The organism is Pararhizobium sp. IMCC21322 (genome assembly GCF_030758295.1).
Taxonomy (GTDB): domain Bacteria; phylum Pseudomonadota; class Alphaproteobacteria; order Rhizobiales.
This window is the reverse complement of record NZ_CP132335.1, coordinates 3,803,808-3,819,332: the sequence shown is the minus strand read 5'-3', so window position 1 is coordinate 3,819,332 and position 15,525 is coordinate 3,803,808. Positions and strand designations below refer to the sequence as shown.

The 15,525-nt window shown below is 53.9% G+C and carries 16 protein-coding genes and 2 pseudogenes; 10 read left to right on the top strand and 8 right to left on the bottom strand.

Translation table 11 applies throughout. The features are described 5' to 3' along the window. Positions 1–15: 15 nt before the first annotated feature. From RAL91_RS18025 to RAL91_RS18000, 6 genes and pseudogenes are all read left to right on the top strand, one after another. Positions 16–1,623 (top strand): AMP-binding protein, encoded by a 1,608-nt coding sequence (locus RAL91_RS18025; protein ID WP_306257637.1) that lies wholly within the window; start codon positions 16–18, stop codon positions 1,621–1,623. A gap of 226 nt (positions 1,624–1,849) precedes the next feature. Further along, positions 1,850–1,996 (top strand): annotated as a pseudogene (locus tag RAL91_RS25130) (transposase); the annotation flags it as partial. A 235-nt stretch (positions 1,997–2,231) separates the two neighbouring features. Then, positions 2,232–2,555 (top strand): annotated as a pseudogene (locus tag RAL91_RS18015) (IS66 family transposase); the annotation flags it as partial. A 233-nt stretch (positions 2,556–2,788) separates the two neighbouring features. Beyond that, positions 2,789–3,565 (top strand): IS66 family transposase, encoded by a 777-nt coding sequence (locus tag RAL91_RS18010; protein ID WP_306257635.1) that lies wholly within the window; start codon positions 2,789–2,791, stop codon positions 3,563–3,565. After that, positions 3,522–3,662, top strand: a complete 141-nt coding sequence (locus RAL91_RS18005) for a transposase domain-containing protein (protein WP_306262991.1) — start codon at positions 3,522–3,524, stop codon at positions 3,660–3,662. Before RAL91_RS18010 ends, RAL91_RS18005 begins: the two co-directional genes overlap by 44 nt. Positions 3,663–4,173: 511 nt before the next feature. After that, on the top strand, positions 4,174–5,175 hold the full coding sequence (locus tag RAL91_RS18000) for a hypothetical protein (protein WP_306257634.1): 1,002 nt from the start codon (positions 4,174–4,176) through the stop codon (positions 5,173–5,175). Positions 5,176–5,906: 731 nt separating this feature from the next. Here RAL91_RS18000 and merA read toward each other — a convergent pair. Genes merA through RAL91_RS17980 form a run of 4 tightly spaced genes read right to left on the bottom strand, consistent with a single transcriptional unit; the run spans position 5,907 to position 8,276 of the window. Then, entirely contained in the window at positions 5,907–7,337 is a 1,431-nt protein-coding gene (gene merA / locus RAL91_RS17995) for a mercury(II) reductase (RefSeq protein WP_306257633.1), read from the bottom strand. Positions 7,338–7,356: 19 nt separating this feature from the next. Then, positions 7,357–7,566, bottom strand: a complete 210-nt coding sequence (merF, locus tag RAL91_RS17990; RefSeq protein WP_306257632.1) for a mercury resistance system transport protein MerF — start codon at positions 7,564–7,566, stop codon at positions 7,357–7,359. 3 nt (positions 7,567–7,569) lie between these two features. Beyond that, entirely contained in the window at positions 7,570–7,860 is a 291-nt protein-coding gene (locus RAL91_RS17985) for a cation transporter (protein ID WP_306257631.1), read from the bottom strand. Positions 7,861–7,871: 11 nt separating this feature from the next. After that, positions 7,872–8,276 carry a mercuric transporter MerT family protein gene (locus tag RAL91_RS17980; RefSeq protein ID WP_306257630.1) on the bottom strand — a complete coding sequence of 135 codons (405 nt, stop codon included), beginning with the start codon at positions 8,274–8,276 and terminating at the stop codon, positions 7,872–7,874. 73 nt (positions 8,277–8,349) lie between these two features. Here RAL91_RS17980 and RAL91_RS17975 point away from each other — a divergent pair, with 73 nt between their 5' ends. Further along, complete coding sequence (locus RAL91_RS17975) at positions 8,350–8,769, top strand: helix-turn-helix domain-containing protein (protein WP_306257629.1); 420 nt, start codon at positions 8,350–8,352, stop codon at positions 8,767–8,769. 266 nt (positions 8,770–9,035) lie between these two features. Here RAL91_RS17975 and RAL91_RS17970 read toward each other — a convergent pair whose 3' ends face one another. Genes RAL91_RS17970 through RAL91_RS17960 form a run of 3 tightly spaced genes read right to left on the bottom strand, consistent with a single transcriptional unit; the run spans position 9,036 to position 11,269 of the window. Then, entirely contained in the window at positions 9,036–9,842 is an 807-nt protein-coding gene (locus tag RAL91_RS17970; protein ID WP_306257628.1) for a heparan-alpha-glucosaminide N-acetyltransferase, read from the bottom strand. Positions 9,843–9,869: 27 nt separating this feature from the next. After that, positions 9,870–11,024 (bottom strand): FAD-dependent monooxygenase, encoded by a 1,155-nt coding sequence (locus RAL91_RS17965; protein ID WP_306257627.1) that lies wholly within the window; start codon positions 11,022–11,024, stop codon positions 9,870–9,872. An 8-nt stretch (positions 11,025–11,032) separates the two neighbouring features. Further along, positions 11,033–11,269 (bottom strand): zinc-finger domain-containing protein, encoded by a 237-nt coding sequence (locus RAL91_RS17960; protein WP_306257626.1) that lies wholly within the window; start codon positions 11,267–11,269, stop codon positions 11,033–11,035. 132 nt (positions 11,270–11,401) lie between these two features. Between RAL91_RS17960 and RAL91_RS17955 the strand changes: the two genes are divergently transcribed. The 3 genes from RAL91_RS17955 (at position 11,402) to RAL91_RS17945 (ending at position 14,188) form a co-directional block, all read left to right on the top strand. Then, positions 11,402–12,193, top strand: coding sequence for an alpha/beta fold hydrolase (locus RAL91_RS17955; RefSeq protein WP_306257625.1), 792 nt, complete (start codon positions 11,402–11,404; stop codon positions 12,191–12,193). A gap of 495 nt (positions 12,194–12,688) precedes the next feature. Then, the gene (locus RAL91_RS17950) at positions 12,689–13,768 is read left to right on the top strand and encodes a PRC-barrel domain-containing protein (protein WP_306257624.1); all 1,080 of its coding nucleotides are present in this window, start codon (positions 12,689–12,691) and stop codon (positions 13,766–13,768) included. A gap of 165 nt (positions 13,769–13,933) precedes the next feature. Further along, the gene (locus RAL91_RS17945; RefSeq protein ID WP_306257623.1) at positions 13,934–14,188 is read left to right on the top strand and encodes a GlsB/YeaQ/YmgE family stress response membrane protein; all 255 of its coding nucleotides are present in this window, start codon (positions 13,934–13,936) and stop codon (positions 14,186–14,188) included. 51 nt (positions 14,189–14,239) lie between these two features. Here RAL91_RS17945 and RAL91_RS17940 read toward each other — a convergent pair whose 3' ends face one another. Further along, the gene (locus RAL91_RS17940; protein ID WP_306257622.1) at positions 14,240–15,388 is read right to left on the bottom strand and encodes an AI-2E family transporter; all 1,149 of its coding nucleotides are present in this window, start codon (positions 15,386–15,388) and stop codon (positions 14,240–14,242) included. Between the last annotated feature and the right edge of the window lie 137 nt (positions 15,389–15,525).

The following is a 15,525-nucleotide window of genomic DNA, read 5'->3' as shown; positions in this document are numbered from 1 at the left end:
TCGAGTGATGAGTTGATGAAACAGTCGGGAGCGATATCTGCGCTTGCGCCTATGACCAAGGACAGTCCGTCGACAGTGGATGTTCCGCTCAATGCGGAGGCCTGGAACAAGACTTTGTTTGAGGCGCTGCTGGATGCGCGCGACCGCCTTGGTGGTGATCGGTTTGTGGTTGAGGATACAGAACGCGCGCCTTTGAGCTATGATCGCTTGATCCTTGGGGCGACGATTATCGGCCACAAAATTGAAAAACATACGGCTCCGGGCGAACGGGTTGGCCTGATGCTGCCCAATGTAGCCGGTTTGGCGACGATTTTTTTCGGACTGCAGGGCATTGGCCGTGTGCCAGCCATGATGAACTTTTCCACTGGATTGAAAAACCTGATTGCTGCCTGCAAAACCACGCGGATGGAGACGATGATCACGTCTCGTAAATTCATCGAAGAGGCAGGCTTTGAAGACCTCATCGCGGGTCTGAAAGAGCATGTTCAGATATTGTGGACGGAAGATCTACGCGCCAGCATCACGAAATTTGACAAGATACGGGGCGTTCTGAGTGCAAGATGGGCACGTAAACGCTTTGAACGCAGGCGCGTGGTGCAGAGCGACACAGCCGTCATGCTGTTTACGTCAGGCTCCGAAGGATTGCCAAAGGGCGTTGCGCTTAGCCATATGAGCCTGCTGGCCAATTGCGAGCAGTTTTTGAAGGTTGAGAATATTGATGAGACCCGCTCGATTTTCAGCCCGCTTCCGGCCTTCCATTCCTTTGGCCTGACAGTGGGACTAATCGCCCCGATTGTGGTTGGCATGAAGACTTACCTTTACCCCTCGCCATTGCACTACAAGCAGATACCGGCAGAGGTCAAAGCGTCTGGTTGTGATATTCTGGTGGGGACGGACACGTTTATGGCCGGGTGGGGCCGGGTGGCCAGCAAAGAGCATTTTGCCAATCTGACACTGGTGGTTCTGGGTGCAGAGCGCGTCAAGGATTCAACCCGCAAGCTGTGGATGGACAAGTTTGGTCTGTGGCTGCTGGAAGGCTATGGCGCAACAGAATGTGCCCCGGTGATCTGCGCCAATACGCCGGAACACCACAAGGATGGCTCAGTGGGCCGGATGATGCCCGGCATGAAGTATCGCATTGAGCCTATTCCGGGTTTGAAAACCGGCGGACGTCTTCATGTCAAAGGCCCAAACATCATGCGCGGCTATATGCGCCATGACGCACCGGGTCTTTTGGAGCCAACGACTGCCGGCTGGCACGATACGGGCGATATTGTGGAGGTGGATGAGAATGGTTTTGTGACCATTCAGGGCCGCGCCAAACGTTTTGCCAAAATCGGTGGCGAAATGGTGTCGCTGGGTGCCGTGGAAATGAATATTGGCGCGGTCTGGCCGGATCATGATCACGCAGTGGTGGCTGTGGATCACAAGACCAAGGGAGAGGCGTTGGTGCTTGTGACAAACATGCCTGAGCCTGACATAAAGCGCCTTGTGAAATGGGCCAAGATCAATGGTGTTCCAGAACTCATGATGCCAAAGAAATTCGTCGTAATTGACGCATTACCTGTGCTTGGCACCGGAAAACTCGATTACCTGGCCATTCAGGATCTTGCTACTGCGTAGGATCAGGGCCATTGATTTCAAAGGTGTTGAACGAAGGTTCCGAACCCGAGTCTGCGGATTTCTGCGGCTTGGCGAATGCCTGTTTCCGGGCAAAGCAAATCGCCTAACCTTTGGAAAGCAAAGTAAGCGTCCGGTCTGTCCGACCTTGATTGCCTTATGAACGGCGTGCGAATCTTCGCGTGATTGCGGGCGATGGTGTCCGCTTAATTTACGCGGACACTTACTCTTGGCGGATCATCGTAAAAGCAAGCGGCGGAGTTATTCGAAGGCGTTCAAGCGGCGGGTTGTCGCCGAGACGCTTGAGCCGGGCGCGTCGGTTGCCGCAGTGGCGCGTCGGCATGGCCTCAACGCGAACATGGTGTTCCTTTGGCGCGGCGATCCGCGGTTTGGTCTTGGTCGGGATGCAACAGCGTTCCTTCCGGTCGAGGTGGCGCCGGCTGGGGTCAGTGTCCCGGCGGCGCCGGTCTGTTCCGCCAGCGACAGCCGGATCGAGATCGCTCTTGCATCAGGCCATCGGCTGACGCTCAGCGGCGCCTTTGATCCGGACATGGTGGGGCGGCTGGCGCGGGGTCTGAGCGCATGATCCCGGATCCCGCGCAGACGAAGGTCTGGCTGGCAGCCGCGATCTTCTGATCGAGAAGCTGAAGCATCAACTGGCTGGCCTGCGCCGTCACCAGTTCGGCTCACGCTCGGAAAGCCTCGACCAGCTTGAGCTGACGCTGGAAGAGGAAGAGATCGCGCGAGCGGCGGAGATGCCGGCGCCACAGCCCTCGCCCGATGATATCGAAGAGAAGCGGCAGCCAAAGCGCAAGCCGCTGCCGGATCATCTCCCGCGAAATGTGACAGTTCTGGAGGCGGGCGATGCCTGCGCCTCCTGCGGCGGCAAGCTCAAGCGTCTTGGCGAGGATGTCACCGAGGAACTGGAATATGTTCCGGGTCGCTTTGTGGTGAATCGGATCGTGCGTCCGCGCATGGCCTGTTCGTGCTGCGAGCGGATCACACAGGCGGCATTGCCGTCGCGCCCGATTGAGCGAGGTCGTCCCGGTTCGGGTCTTCTGGCCCATGTGCTGGTCAACAAATATACCGATCATCTGCCGTTGTATGGCAATCACAGATATTCGAACGCGAGGGGATCAATCTTGAGCGTTCAACCCTTGCGGACTGGGTGGGCAAATCAGCGGCGCTGCTGGAGCCGCTGGCCGACGCAAGTGGCCGCCATGTTCTGCGCGGGCAGGCGATCTTCGCCGACGACACGCCAGTCAAAATGCAGGCTCCGGGGTCAGGCAGGACAAAAACCGCGCGGTTCTGGACATACGCGAGAGATGACCGCCCATGGGTTGGAGATGCACCCCCGGCCGCGTGGTATCAGTTCAGCGTCGACCGCAAGGGCATACGTACAATCCGCCACCTCAAGGACTATTCCGGCTGGATGCACGCCGATGGTTATGCCGGGTTCGAGGAGCTTTATCGCTCAGGCCGTATCCACGAGGTTGCCTGCATGGCGCATATCCGGCGCAAGTTCGTTGATGTGCAACAATCCCAAGGCTCCGCCATCGCCGAAGAGGCGATCCGGCGCATCGCTGAGCTTTACGCGGTCGAGAAAGAGGCGCGTGGATCGCCTCCGGATGAACGGGTGCGACTGAGACAGGCCAAGGTCAAGCCGGTCCTTGATGATCTCGATACCTGGCTCGGCGTCCAACTCGTCCGTATCTCCGGCAAAACACCGTTGGCGCAGGCCATCCGCTATGCGATCACCCGCATCAAGCGGCTCAAACCCTATCTCGACCACGGCTTCCTGGAATTGGATAACAATACCGCCGAGAGGCATGCGTGCGATAGCCATCGGCAGGAAGAACTGGCTCTTCGCCGGGTCAGAGCGCGGAGGCAGATCCGCCGCCATCGCCTACACCCTGATCGAAACCGCCAAGCTGAACGGCGTTGATCCGCAAGCATGGCTGACCGATGTCCTCGGCCGCATCGCCGACCACAAGATCACCCGTCTGGACGAACTGATGCCTTGGCGGTACGCTCAGACCTGAGCGTACCGGACGCCGATGATCTGCGATAGGGCGGGCTCGCCGAACGCTCACGGTTAATTCTGTTCCAGCAGAATCGTAATCAGTGAAAAATTGCGCATAGGCAGCCAGGAACTCTTGCGAAGCCGCAACGGAGAGTTCCTGATTGGCAGCTTCAACAGTCTTGCTCCGTTAGTCGGCAACGGTCTGACCGAATTATGGTAGACTAGTATCGATGCTAACCAAATTCTCTTGGAGCTGACGAATTCAAACTGAAATGGGGCCAATCATGAGAAATCCAATATTAGTCGCCGCCCTGATCCTTCTCTCAGCTTGTGGCCCTGCAGATGAACAACCCAAAGTGTTTTCATCTGTGACAGATGTCGATTTGCCAGTTTCGCAGGGTGCCCGAGAACCTTCCATGTTCCACATTGGCAGCGGACGCATTTTAGCAAGTTGGACAGAACTTGCGGATAATGGATATGCGGTGAAAACTGCCATCGGTAACGACAAAGGCTGGTCGTCACCCGTAACTGTGATTGAAACCGACAGACTGTTTGTCAATTGGGCTGATTATCCGTCGGTCGCTGCCTTCAATGACGGAACGATGGCCGTGCATTGGCTGATTGAAAACGGCAGTTCCTCCTTTGACTATAATGTTAATGTTGCTCTTTCGTCTGACAAAGGACGCTCTTGGCGTGCCCCAATCGTTCCCCACAGCGATCGCAGTCAGCAACAACATGGTTTTGTAACCCTGCTGCCCACCAAACAAAATCTGCTAATGGCTGTTTGGCTGGATGGTCGTGCTTATGAAACCGACGGAAATGTGTCCAAGAGTGAAACGTTTACCAACGCCATGCAATTGCGGACGACAACGATTGGATCCGATGGCAGTTTATCAGAGGACGCTTTATTGGATATTCGCACATGTAGTTGTTGCCAAACGGCTGCAGCGATTACCGAAAGCGGTGCCGTCTTGGTCGCTTACCGTGACCGAACAGCTCAGGAAATTCGTGATATTTCGGTGGTTCGGCTCAGCAATGGCAAATGGAGCAAGCCGAAGACAATCCATGAAGATGGCTGGAAAATTGCAGGTTGCCCGGTCAATGGTCCAAGCATCGATGCGAACGGTGAACGGGTGGCTTTGGCATGGTACACTGCAGCCAACGATGCTCCGATGGTGCAAGTGGCGTTCTCGAAAGATGCTGGGCAACAATTCGAGAGTATCAGCCGTGTTGACTTGGGCGAGGCTTCAGGCCGCGTCGATATTGTTCAGCTGGACGATGGATCGGCGTTGGTGTCTTGGGTAGAATTGCGTGACGATGGCGAAGCTCTTCTGGTATGTCGGGCTTGGCCGGGAACAGGCTGTGGGGCAACTCAAGTCATGATGCAAAATCAAGCAGGCGGCAGCATCAATTTTCCGCGCATGGCGTACGCGGATGGGCAGGTCTATTTTGCCTGGACACAACCAGTAAAATCAATAACTTCATCCCGATCACTCGGTTCGACAGTCAAAATGTTACTCGCCCGGTTTTAACCGCTCCTTGTGACAACTGAGAACTCACCCGCGCAAATCAAAAGAACCTTGCGCATTTTTGATATGAATTACATTTCAACGGTTTCGCCTCGGCGAACAAATGACGATGATCGATCATAACGACCGTGTATTGGCTCCACTGGATGTCAGTAAAAACTTGGGCAAAATTTTTCGCAATTCCCAACCAACTTGAAAAAACCAAATTTCACCAAGTTGAGTAGTTGGTTTCGAACACTATATTTGGGTAGCAGAGTTCAATGGGCGGCGTGCACCCACTGAAATACCAAACGAGTTCGCGACTTTGGTCTTCAAACTCGATAAATTCGATGCTGTAGAGAAGATAATAAATTTCTCTGATGCAACCGTTTTATTCGTTGCAAACGCATGGCATGCTGGATTGCCAATTTGTTTGGAGGCCAAACAAATTCTAACAACGTCCCCTTCAACTGCCCTGTCGTTGATGCCGTGAGTTAAAGCTGCACACTTGCCCATTCGCAACGAAACCCTGCCAAACACGCTGACAGGGTTCCGTTGATACGTTTGAGAACTGCTCAGCAGTGTGACCGTCCGGCGAACCCGCACTGGCGAGGTGAAGGATTTGCCAGTTACGCTGCTTGAGCAGCGTAACGCCAGGGGAGAAGTTCGTCGATACGGGTGATCGTGCGAAGACTCTCACGAAGGTCGCAAGCCAATCAAGGTCGGGTTCACCACACGCTTACAAAGCAAACAGCCTATCCAGCACAACAGGAGAGTTTCGCAACATCCTTCTCGAAGGTCTGTGCGGCCAGCTTCAAGCCCTCCACTGTCGTGAGATAGGGAAAGATCATTGCGCCCAAATCGTCGTAGGTCATACCCATTTTAAGCGCCATTGCTGCCGTCTGGATGCTATCTGCCCCTTCCGGCGCAATGATATGTGCTCCCAGGAGCTTCTTGGTCTCCTTATCCGCAATCAGCTTGATCAGCCCGCGCGTGTCGCGGGCCGCCAACGCACGTGGCACATGTTCCAAACCGAGCACTGAAGTGATCACGTCATGACCAGCAGACCTGGCTTCTGTCTCGGTAAGACCGACACTTGCGACCTGCGGGTCAGAGAAAACGATAGCAGGCATTACGCTGTTGTCATAGCTCAGTGTGTTTCCGTTCATCGCATTCTTGGCAGCAAGCTTTGCGCCGTAGGCTGCCATATAAACGAACTGATCAATCCCGGTCACATCGCCTGTTGCATAAACTCCGTCCCGGGAGCTGCGCATTTGCGGATCGATAACAATCCCGCCTCGCATATTTGTATCGATACCGGCGACATCGAGAGCCAAAGAGCTGGTGTTTGGGACACGACCCGTCGCCAGCAAGAGCTTCTCGGCTTCAATCCTGACCGCAACGCCATTACGTGCGGCGTGCAGAACGACAGTCTCGCCCGACTTTTCGAACTTGGTATATGACAGGCCGTCCAGCACTTTGATGCCTTCATCGGCAAAGGCTTGCGTCAGGGCCTCGCTGACTTCCGGTTCCGCATCGGGCAGCAACCCTCGACGCGTTACGATGGTCACATCGACGCCTGCCCGCGCAAAAATCTGAGCGATCTCAACGCCGATATAGCCGCCGCCCATTACCATCAACGATTTAGGGAGCTGTTCCTGCTCGAGCGCAGAGGTGCTGTCCAGCCAGTCTATGCCGTCTAATCCAGGAATGTCGGGGACATGCGGCGTCGAACCGGTTGCGATGATGACTTTTGGCGCGCGTATGGTGCGGTCCCCGACAAGCAGGGACCCATCCTTCAGAAAACTTGCACGGCCTTCAATATAGTTCACATCTTGATAGTTTGGCAGGACATCCACATATTTTGCCGCGCGCAGATCATCCACCAGGGTTTGCTTCTGGGCCACCATGGCCGCCCAGTCGGTCACTTGTGCTGTTGCTTCCACACCATCGAAGCGTTTAGCCCTCTTGGCTGAGTGACGTATTTCTACCGCGCGGATCATCGCTTTCGAAGGCACGCAACCAACGTTGACGCAAGTGCCACCGATGGTTCCGTACCCGATGAGCGCGACCCGCGCGCCGTCTTCGGCTGCGGTAATCGCAGCTGAAAATCCAGCGGAGCCGGCACCAATGACAGCGAGGTCGTAGCTGTTGTTTCGATTTTTTGACTCACTGCAATCGCTCATGAAGTTCTTCCTTTGACTATCAAATTATTTGGGCGCGTTTGCGCCAAAGTGCGTAAAGCGTGATTAAGACGAAAACCGCTAGGGCAGGCAGTAGAACCACGTCCAGATAGCCAACAACCGCAGACAGGCCGACGAAGCCGAACAGAAAAACAAGAATGGGCGTAAAGCAGCAAAGAGCGGCAACAACAGTCCCGACGACACCGACTTTCAAGAGCGATTTATCGTTCATAGCTTACGAGCCCGAACCCAGAAGCTTGGCCTCATAACCCGCAGAGCTAGAGGCAATCCCGATATCTTCCACGCCGGCAATGGCATCATCAAAGACAACTTGTGCCGTTCGGGATTTGGAATCCGCAGTCACTTTTATGACCCCCTCGACGCCACCCATCGCGGCCTCAACAATAAAGGGGCAACTTGCGCAGTACATTCCGGGAACCGAGAATGTCACTGTTTGCTCAGCGGCAAAAACAGGGGAGGCGGTCATGAAGCCAATCAGTGCCAGAGCGGAAGTTGTGAGTTTCATGGGATGTCCTTTCATAGACCAAGCAGAATGGGGGCAACGACTGGGGCAATCCAGTTCCAGAAAATTGCGACCACGATCAGGATGGTTGATGCCCAAAGAGTGGATTTGACCACACGGTTAGGAAGCGACCGTGCACAGGATTTGCCGTCTGCGCAGACCTTGGGCTTGCTATAAACCATCCAATAGCCGTAGCCGAGAAACCCAAGTGTGAGAGCAATGAAGATTGGTTTATACGGTTCAAGTGCTGTCAGATTACCAATCCAGGCTCCAGACACGTCCAAGCTAAACAGGATCAGCGGAACAATACAGCAGGTCGAGGCTGCGATCGCGCCAAGGATGCCACCGGCTGCAATCATGCGCGTCTTTCTGCCGTCGGCACCTGCCTGATTCTCTACAAGTTCTGTTGTGTCGGTCATGTAACCACTCGCAATTTAAGTTTCATGCTGTAAGATACGATCTGTAGTAACTACAGAAGCAAGAGGTATTATTGTGTCCGACATCACAAACGCGCGAGGCTACGCAATCGGCGAGATGTCCAAGCGCACAAGAGTGAATATTGAAACGGTCCGCTACTATGAGCGCATCAACATCATGCCGAAGCCAGATCGCACGACAGGTGGCAACCGCCAATACAATCATGACCAGCTCAAGCGGCTTTCGTTCATCAAGACATCGCGGGACCTTGGCTTCAGCATTAATGAGATACGCGCATTGCTGGAAATGGTTGACCGGCAAGACTTCACCTGCGCAGAGGTGCATAGTTTGACGGTTGAGCATCTGGCTTCTGTGCGCGAAAAAATCAAAGGTCTTCGAATGTTGGAAAAGGCTCTTGTAGGTATGGCGGCAGAATGCAGCCAAGGAGACGTTCCCGAATGCCCGATCCTTGAGAGCTTGTTCGAAGTGCGCTGAATATCGGGCGTCAATATCGCTAGCAGTGGAAACGCTTACGTCAACTCGTGAGGCATATTGGACATTGGAATGCTCAGGATCGATGTCCGGATTTGACCGGCGGTTTCGACTCATTCATTCGCAAATTCAAGGGTTGCAAATCCGGTGAAGGATATGATCCAGGTGGGCAGAAGGACCTACTCCAAAAGCCTGTACAAGCTGCCTCACCAACCAGTCTCAAGAGCTCAAAACGACTGAACAAGTTTCGTGGACACCACAACTGGGGTCTACCCCTTAAGGCTGTAGGCAAATGACGTCAATCCAAACAGGATGGGCTGGTGGATGAGATAAATCAGCAGACTGTGACGTCCCATCCAGATGAATGGCGACGACCACGACGGTCGCGCAGCCAACTGGTTTTGTAAGGCCGGTGTTGTGAGGATCAGACGGGCTGCCAGCACTCCGGCCAGAACAACTGCGAACCATGGGAACACGGGCACATAATCATTGGTAGGCGGCACAAATTGGCTGATGCCGATCCATGCAAGCCAACGTGTATCTGCAAATTCAACAGCAATCGTTTGATTTACAAACACGATGCCGACTGCGATGGCGAGTATCACCAGCCAATGCAGACGCATCAGCGGCCAGGCCAGCAAGCCAGCCAAAGCGATGTGATGCAGAATGCCGAAATAGACAAAGGCATCAGGGAAAACGAAATAAGTTGCTATGGAGACCAGCGCAGCGGCAAGGGCGACCTTTCCAATGCGCTTCAGCTTTGCATGCGGTCCATGGCCAGCGGCATCTGCCAGCACGAGCGAGATGCCTGTCAGCACAATAAAACTGCCTGCAATGGCCCTTGCGAATGCAATCCACCCCGGTGCACTGAGAACGCCCAACTGCGTGAAACCAAACGCATCAAGGTTCCAACTGGCGTGGTAAATGATCATGGAAATAAGTGCGATGCCACGCATCACATCAATGAGGGGGAGACGTCGCTTCAGAGCTGGATAGCTCATTCCGGTCTCGCAATCAGCACGATTTTCCTCTGTTGCTGTTTGCAGGGCAGATCCGGCGTGATTGATTGAATGCATCTTCACTCCTTTATTTCGCCCGCCAGTTTATTTCGCCCGCCAGTCGTAAATCCAATTGTAACGATTTTTCAGCAGGTTTCCACCCGTTTGCATGACAAGGTTGCGGCTGAGACGCATAGGGCCGCTGAGATGATAAATCTTGCCCTGTTGCATCGAGGTTTCCCAGACTTTCGTGACCCGGTCCTGACGTTCTGCCTGATAGGCCACCAGAGCTTCCGGCACAGTGTTCCGGTTGGCTTTGCCTAACTGGCGCGCAAGAACCCATGCGTCTTCAATGCTCATTCCGGCACCTTGTGCCATGAATGGCACCATAGCATGGGCGGCATCGCCCAGAAGTGCCATACGGCCCTTGGTCCAGTTCATCGTCGGATCAACAGTGCATAAAGCCCATTTCTGCCAGGTATCTGTCGACTGGAGAAGGCGTTGCACCGGGCTATGCCAATCGGAAAAGGCCAGGGCCAGTTCGGCCATATTTCCCTTCTCGGTCCAGCCCTCCGCCTGCCAGCCATCCTGAATGATCCCGACAGCGTTGAAGGATGCCCCATTTGCGATTGGATAAGTCACCAGATGCGCGCCCTTTGCCAACCACAATGTCACAGTGTGGCGGCTGATATTTTTCGGGACGTTTGACAAGGGCATGGTTGCACGCCAGGCAATACGGCCGGAATAATCAGGGCGTGCGGAGTTGACCATTCGGCGCGTCTGCGACCAGACACCGTCAGCTCCGATCAGCACATCTGCGCTATGCATTGTGCCATTTGACAGGGTCAGCGACGCAACGGATTTGCCGCCCAGCATGTCTACCACTTCTGCATTCGTGTTGAGTTCGATGTTCGCATCGGCCATGACAGCCTGCAGCAGGGTTGCTTGCAGGTCGGGTCGTGAAATAACGAGCGTGTTGTTGTTGTCTGGCGTCGCTATGCGGGAAATCAGCTTTCCGGAACTGCCATCCCGAACCTCTGTGTTGGCGATGTCTATGCCATTTTTGCCGCGCATGGTCAGGCCGACTTTTTCCAGAACCGACAGGGCATTTGCAGACAGTTGCAAGCCTGCACCGATGGGCTGGAAGTTTTTCGCGCGCTCAAAAACAGAAACGCGGAACCCTGCCTGCGAAAGCGCAAGAGCAGCTGTCAGACCACCAATCCCCCCACCAATGATGAGAACAGAAAGTGGTTCGCTCAAAACGGGCTCTAAACCCTGATAAGCATACCGGTCGGCTTGCTCTCAGTCGCGCCAAGGTCCGGATCATGTTTGTACAGCGTTGAGCAATAGGGACAGACTTTCTCGGAATCATCTCCCATATCCAGAAACACGTGCGGATGATCTTGCGGTGGCTGGGCACCAATGCACATGAATTCCTTCACGCCGATGGTTATTGCTTCAACACCATCTGTGTTGTGAAAGTGAGGGGTAACCGCGTCTGCCATAGTGACAAAGCTCCGTCCGTGTGGGTGCGCCAAATCGATTTTTCAAACCATAAAAGGTTCCGACTGGAAAGGGTAGGGGGAAATGGGTATTGAGGAGGAGATAGAGGATGAATTTAAGAGTGGGCTAGGTAAATGAACCTGAACAAGATGCCAATGGCGAAGTTTGATCATTCCGATGTGACGATTTCGTATTTCGATCTTCCGCCAAAACCTGATGTGCGGGCTCAGGCCACGCCCATTCTTCTGATTCATGGATTTGCCTCAAATGCGCATGTCAATTGGGTCTATCCATCCTGGGTCACAACACTGACCGGCGCTGGATACCGGGTTATTGCGCTAGACAATCGCGGTCACGGCGGCAGCGAAAAACTTTATGATCCAGACGCTTACTTTGCTGCAAAAATGGCAGAGGACTCTCGCGGCCTGCTGGACCATCTGTCCATCGACCAGGCGCATGTCATGGGGTATTCCATGGGCGCAAGGCTCACCGCTTTTCTGGCGTTAGCGCATCCTGAGCGAGTGCGTTCAGCCGTTTTTGGCGGTCTTGGCATGGGCATGGTGACAGGCGTCGGCGCTTCGCAGCCCATTGTTGACGCACTTCTGGCCGAGAACGCGGATGATATCACCGATGATGTGGGCAAGCGTTTCCGATTGTTTGCGGATTCCACCAAAAGTGACCGCAAAGCATTGGCAGCCTGCATGGTGTCCACACGCCAGCTTGTGTCTGAAACCGAAATTGCCGAATTGAGGCCACCGTCGCTGGTCGCAGTGGGTACGAAAGATGACATCTCCGGTTCCGGTGAGGATTTGTCAGCTTTGATTCCGGGTTCGACATTCCTCGACATTCCCGGCCGCGATCATCAGCTTGCGGTGGGTGACAAGGTTTTCAAAGCGGGCGTATTAGAGTTTCTGGCGCAGCATTAAGCGCCGAAACGGTTCCGCTCCGCGAAGGCTGACCGGCAGAACGCGGTTGTTGTGCCGAAACCGGGCCATAGGGTGATCCCAGAACGATAGTCCCGTGCGCCAAGCGCGTCTCTGGCATCCAGACCAGCACGCCTGTCAACAAATCTCTCCTTGAGAGCACAGCGCTGAGCCGGTGATGGGCGGTGCGCAGCCAAAAGCAGCCAAAAGCAGCCAAAAGCGGCCAGAAAATTGCTCAATACTTGTCAGAGATTAGTGCAGTGCACCACACCTGCCTGTCGCAGCTTGATATGATCCTCGCAGCTACAAGGATCGGCGTTTCCGCAGATTCAGGCACCCAGTGACGGCGCGCAAAACGCAAATATACGGCCGTCCGATACGCGGGCATCCGACAGTTAGCGCGTGCTGGTAAACTCACCGAGACGGACCATTTGTTACATGCTGTGCTCAACACATGGCGTGCGCGGGGCCGAATCGGTCATCATCAAGGAAGACAAGATGAAAACGACTATGAAAACATTGTTGAGCTCAGTTGCGTTTAGCGCATTTGTAGCCGGCAGCGCCTTTGCGCAAACAGCAACTGACACAAACGAAACTGTGGTGCCAACTGAAGGCGGCCAGATTGTCATCGAGCAGGAAGACGCAACCGTTGACGTTACTGTTGGTGAGCCAACTGTAACGGTCGATCAGGCAGCGCCTGAAGTCATTGTTGAGCAGCCACAGCCAGAAATCACAGTTGTGGTTCCAGAACCGACTGTCACTGTTCAACAGGTCGCGCCAATCATCACGATTGAGCAGGGCCAGCCGGTCATCACGGTGGTTATTCCTGAGCCGATCGTTACGGTTCGCATTCCAAAGCCAGTTGTCGATGTAGACAGTGCCGAGCCTCAGGTCAATGTGTCCCAACCAGCACCTGTTGTGCGCTTTGTGCGTCCTGAGCCAAAAATCACCATTCAGGAATCCGAGCCGCAAATCCGTGTCAAAGCGGCAGAAGCAGATGTTCAGATCAACCAGGCAGAGGCTGCCGACATCTCAGTTGAACAGTCTGACGCCAATGTGAATGTTGAACAAGCCGGTAGTGCTGATGTGAACGTGCTGGCTGCAGAACAGGAAGCCGAAGTGAACGTTACGCAGAATGCTGAAGCTGCTGTGAATGTGCAGCAGGGTGAAGCAATGATCGACGTACAGGATTACAATGCTGACAAGGAAGGCCGGATGGTCACTGACGAAGATCGTCAGAACTACCGTGCGAACATGACAGCAAATCCAATCAGCCAAATGCGTACGACTGACCTGATCAATATGAATGTGATCAGTGAAGGTGGCGAAGACGTCGGCGAGATCGACTATGTTGGTGTACGCGGCGAAACTGTTGTCGTGATCATTGGTATGGGCGGCTTCCTGGGTCTGGGCGAAAAGGAAATCGCACTGCCTATCGACCGTCTGCGGGTGCGTGATGGTGCAGTCTATCTGCCTAAAACGTCTGAAGCAGAGCTGGAAGGCATGCCTGAGTATAATGAAAGCGAAGTTATTCTGACGGATGGCGACAGCCTGATCTCAGACCTTCTCGACAGCTAGAACTGTCCCATTCAGGTGACGCAATTGAACTGCCGCCAAAGTTCTGGCGGCAGTTTTTTTGCAACCTTTTGGGCTCTCTGCGCGTTTTCCATCCACAAAATAGCGCGTATTCACAAACGCTTTTTATCACGCCTCAAATTTTGAGGCTCGAAAGGAATGAAATTAATGACTGGAATAGGTTGGATCGGTTCGTTGATCATCGGAGCTCTGGCAGGCTGGATCGCCGAAAAAATAATGAAGACGGATCAGGGGCTGCTGATGAATATCATTCTGGGTATTCTTGGCGCAGTGGTGCTCAACTGGATTTTGATCGCAGTGCTTGGCACAACGCTTGGCGGTTGGATCGGGCAGCTGATAGTTGCCGCAGCAGGTGCTTGTCTGTTGATCTTCACAGTGCGGATGATCCGCAGCAGAACTTAAAGTTCGACCTGACAGGCGCGCCACTTTTGTGCCTGTCAGGTCTCGCCTCGTTTATCCGCGGATCGGCTTCTCGTCATCATCCACGTCGCCCAAAAATCGGCCAAGTGTGCGCAAGGACTGGGTCTCATCGCAAGCGATCTTGATCACGATCAAAATCGGAAGTGCTACAACCATCCCCATAACTGACCAAATCCATGCGAAAAATGCGACCGAAAGAAATACCACAGTCGTGTTTAGCCGCATTCGACGTGAAATGAGCAGCGGTGTAATAAACTGTCCCTCAATGGACGTCATAGCGATATAACTTGCGAATACACCAATCGCTGCCCAAGTCCCGTCAAGGCTTACAAACGCAACCGCAGCCGCGACACTTGCGCCCATCAAGCCCCCCAGAAACGGTACGAAGTTAAGGGCGAAAGCCATCAGCCCAAAGACGATCGGGCTGGGCATGTCCCATAAATACATGGCGATAGTGACCGCTACCCCAAGGCCAATATTTATGAAGGTGATCCCACCCAGATAATATCCCAACCGGTCTTCGATGGAATGAAGCACCTCGACAGCTCTGCGTTTGTCGCGAAACCGGTCAAAGCTCTGAACAGTCTTAGTTAGAAACATATCTCCTGACGCGACCAGGAAGAACAGTAGGATGAGCGTGAACAAAATGCGGCTCAAAAACCCCGGAGCCATGCTGAACAAGGTCGCAACAAAACCAGTATTTGAGACAACTTCGACCGAAACAGTCTCCTCATCCTGCTCCGTTATGATCTGTTCTGCTGCGACTGTGGCATCGTTGATTGCTTCCAGGGTTCCGCCGGATGCGGAGAGTTTCTCCTTTATCTCCTCCATCAGCGAAGGCAGATCTTCAATGAACTGGGCCACGGGTGCGCTGAGTTGGACAAGCAGCATGGCGATCAGAATTGTGAGAATAGCAGTGAACAGCGACGCTGATACAATCGGAGGAACGCCTATATTTTCCAGCCAGCGTCGTGGTCTGTTAAGAACGAAATATCCAAGGAAGGCCGCTGTAACAGGTATCAGGAAAACACTGGCCCAGACCATCGTCTGAAGCAACATGATGCAGAAGATACCAATGATTGGGATTTCCAGACGGCCAAGTGCTCCAACCGCCAGAACCTTTGGCGAAGCCTTCGGTGCAATATGTTGTTGAGCCGCATCCGGGGTGACATCTGCGGCCATCTATAAGGCTCCTGCTTCATCAAGTCTGATGAAGGCAAACAAGGGGACGTGAATTGACCTTTGTGTCTGAGATCTGCTGAGCGACTTCAGGCCGTTACACGGACCGAAATCATGCAGATCGATTGCCGTAGTCATCA

What these genes read in the sequence shown, in the direction of transcription:
- RAL91_RS18025 (WP_306257637.1), top strand. Translation starts at nt 16, where the DNA reads ATGAAACAGTCGGGAGCGATATCTGCGCTTGCGCCTATGACCAAGGAC.
- merA (WP_306257633.1), bottom strand. Translation starts at nt 7,337, where the DNA reads ATGAGCGATTGCAGTGAGTCAAAAAATCGAAACAACAGCTACGACCTC.
- merF (WP_306257632.1), bottom strand. Translation starts at nt 7,566, where the DNA reads ATGAACGATAAATCGCTCTTGAAAGTCGGTGTCGTCGGGACTGTTGTT.
- RAL91_RS17985 (WP_306257631.1), bottom strand. Translation starts at nt 7,860, where the DNA reads ATGAAACTCACAACTTCCGCTCTGGCACTGATTGGCTTCATGACCGCC.
- RAL91_RS17980 (WP_306257630.1), bottom strand. Translation starts at nt 8,276, where the DNA reads ATGACCGACACAACAGAACTTGTAGAGAATCAGGCAGGTGCCGACGGC.
- RAL91_RS17970 (WP_306257628.1), bottom strand. Translation starts at nt 9,842, where the DNA reads ATGCATTCAATCAATCACGCCGGATCTGCCCTGCAAACAGCAACAGAG.
- RAL91_RS17960 (WP_306257626.1), bottom strand. Translation starts at nt 11,269, where the DNA reads ATGGCAGACGCGGTTACCCCTCACTTTCACAACACAGATGGTGTTGAA.
- RAL91_RS17955 (WP_306257625.1), top strand. Translation starts at nt 11,402, where the DNA reads ATGAACCTGAACAAGATGCCAATGGCGAAGTTTGATCATTCCGATGTG.
- RAL91_RS17950 (WP_306257624.1), top strand. Translation starts at nt 12,689, where the DNA reads ATGAAAACGACTATGAAAACATTGTTGAGCTCAGTTGCGTTTAGCGCA.
- RAL91_RS17945 (WP_306257623.1), top strand. Translation starts at nt 13,934, where the DNA reads ATGACTGGAATAGGTTGGATCGGTTCGTTGATCATCGGAGCTCTGGCA.
- RAL91_RS17940 (WP_306257622.1), bottom strand. Translation starts at nt 15,388, where the DNA reads ATGGCCGCAGATGTCACCCCGGATGCGGCTCAACAACATATTGCACCG.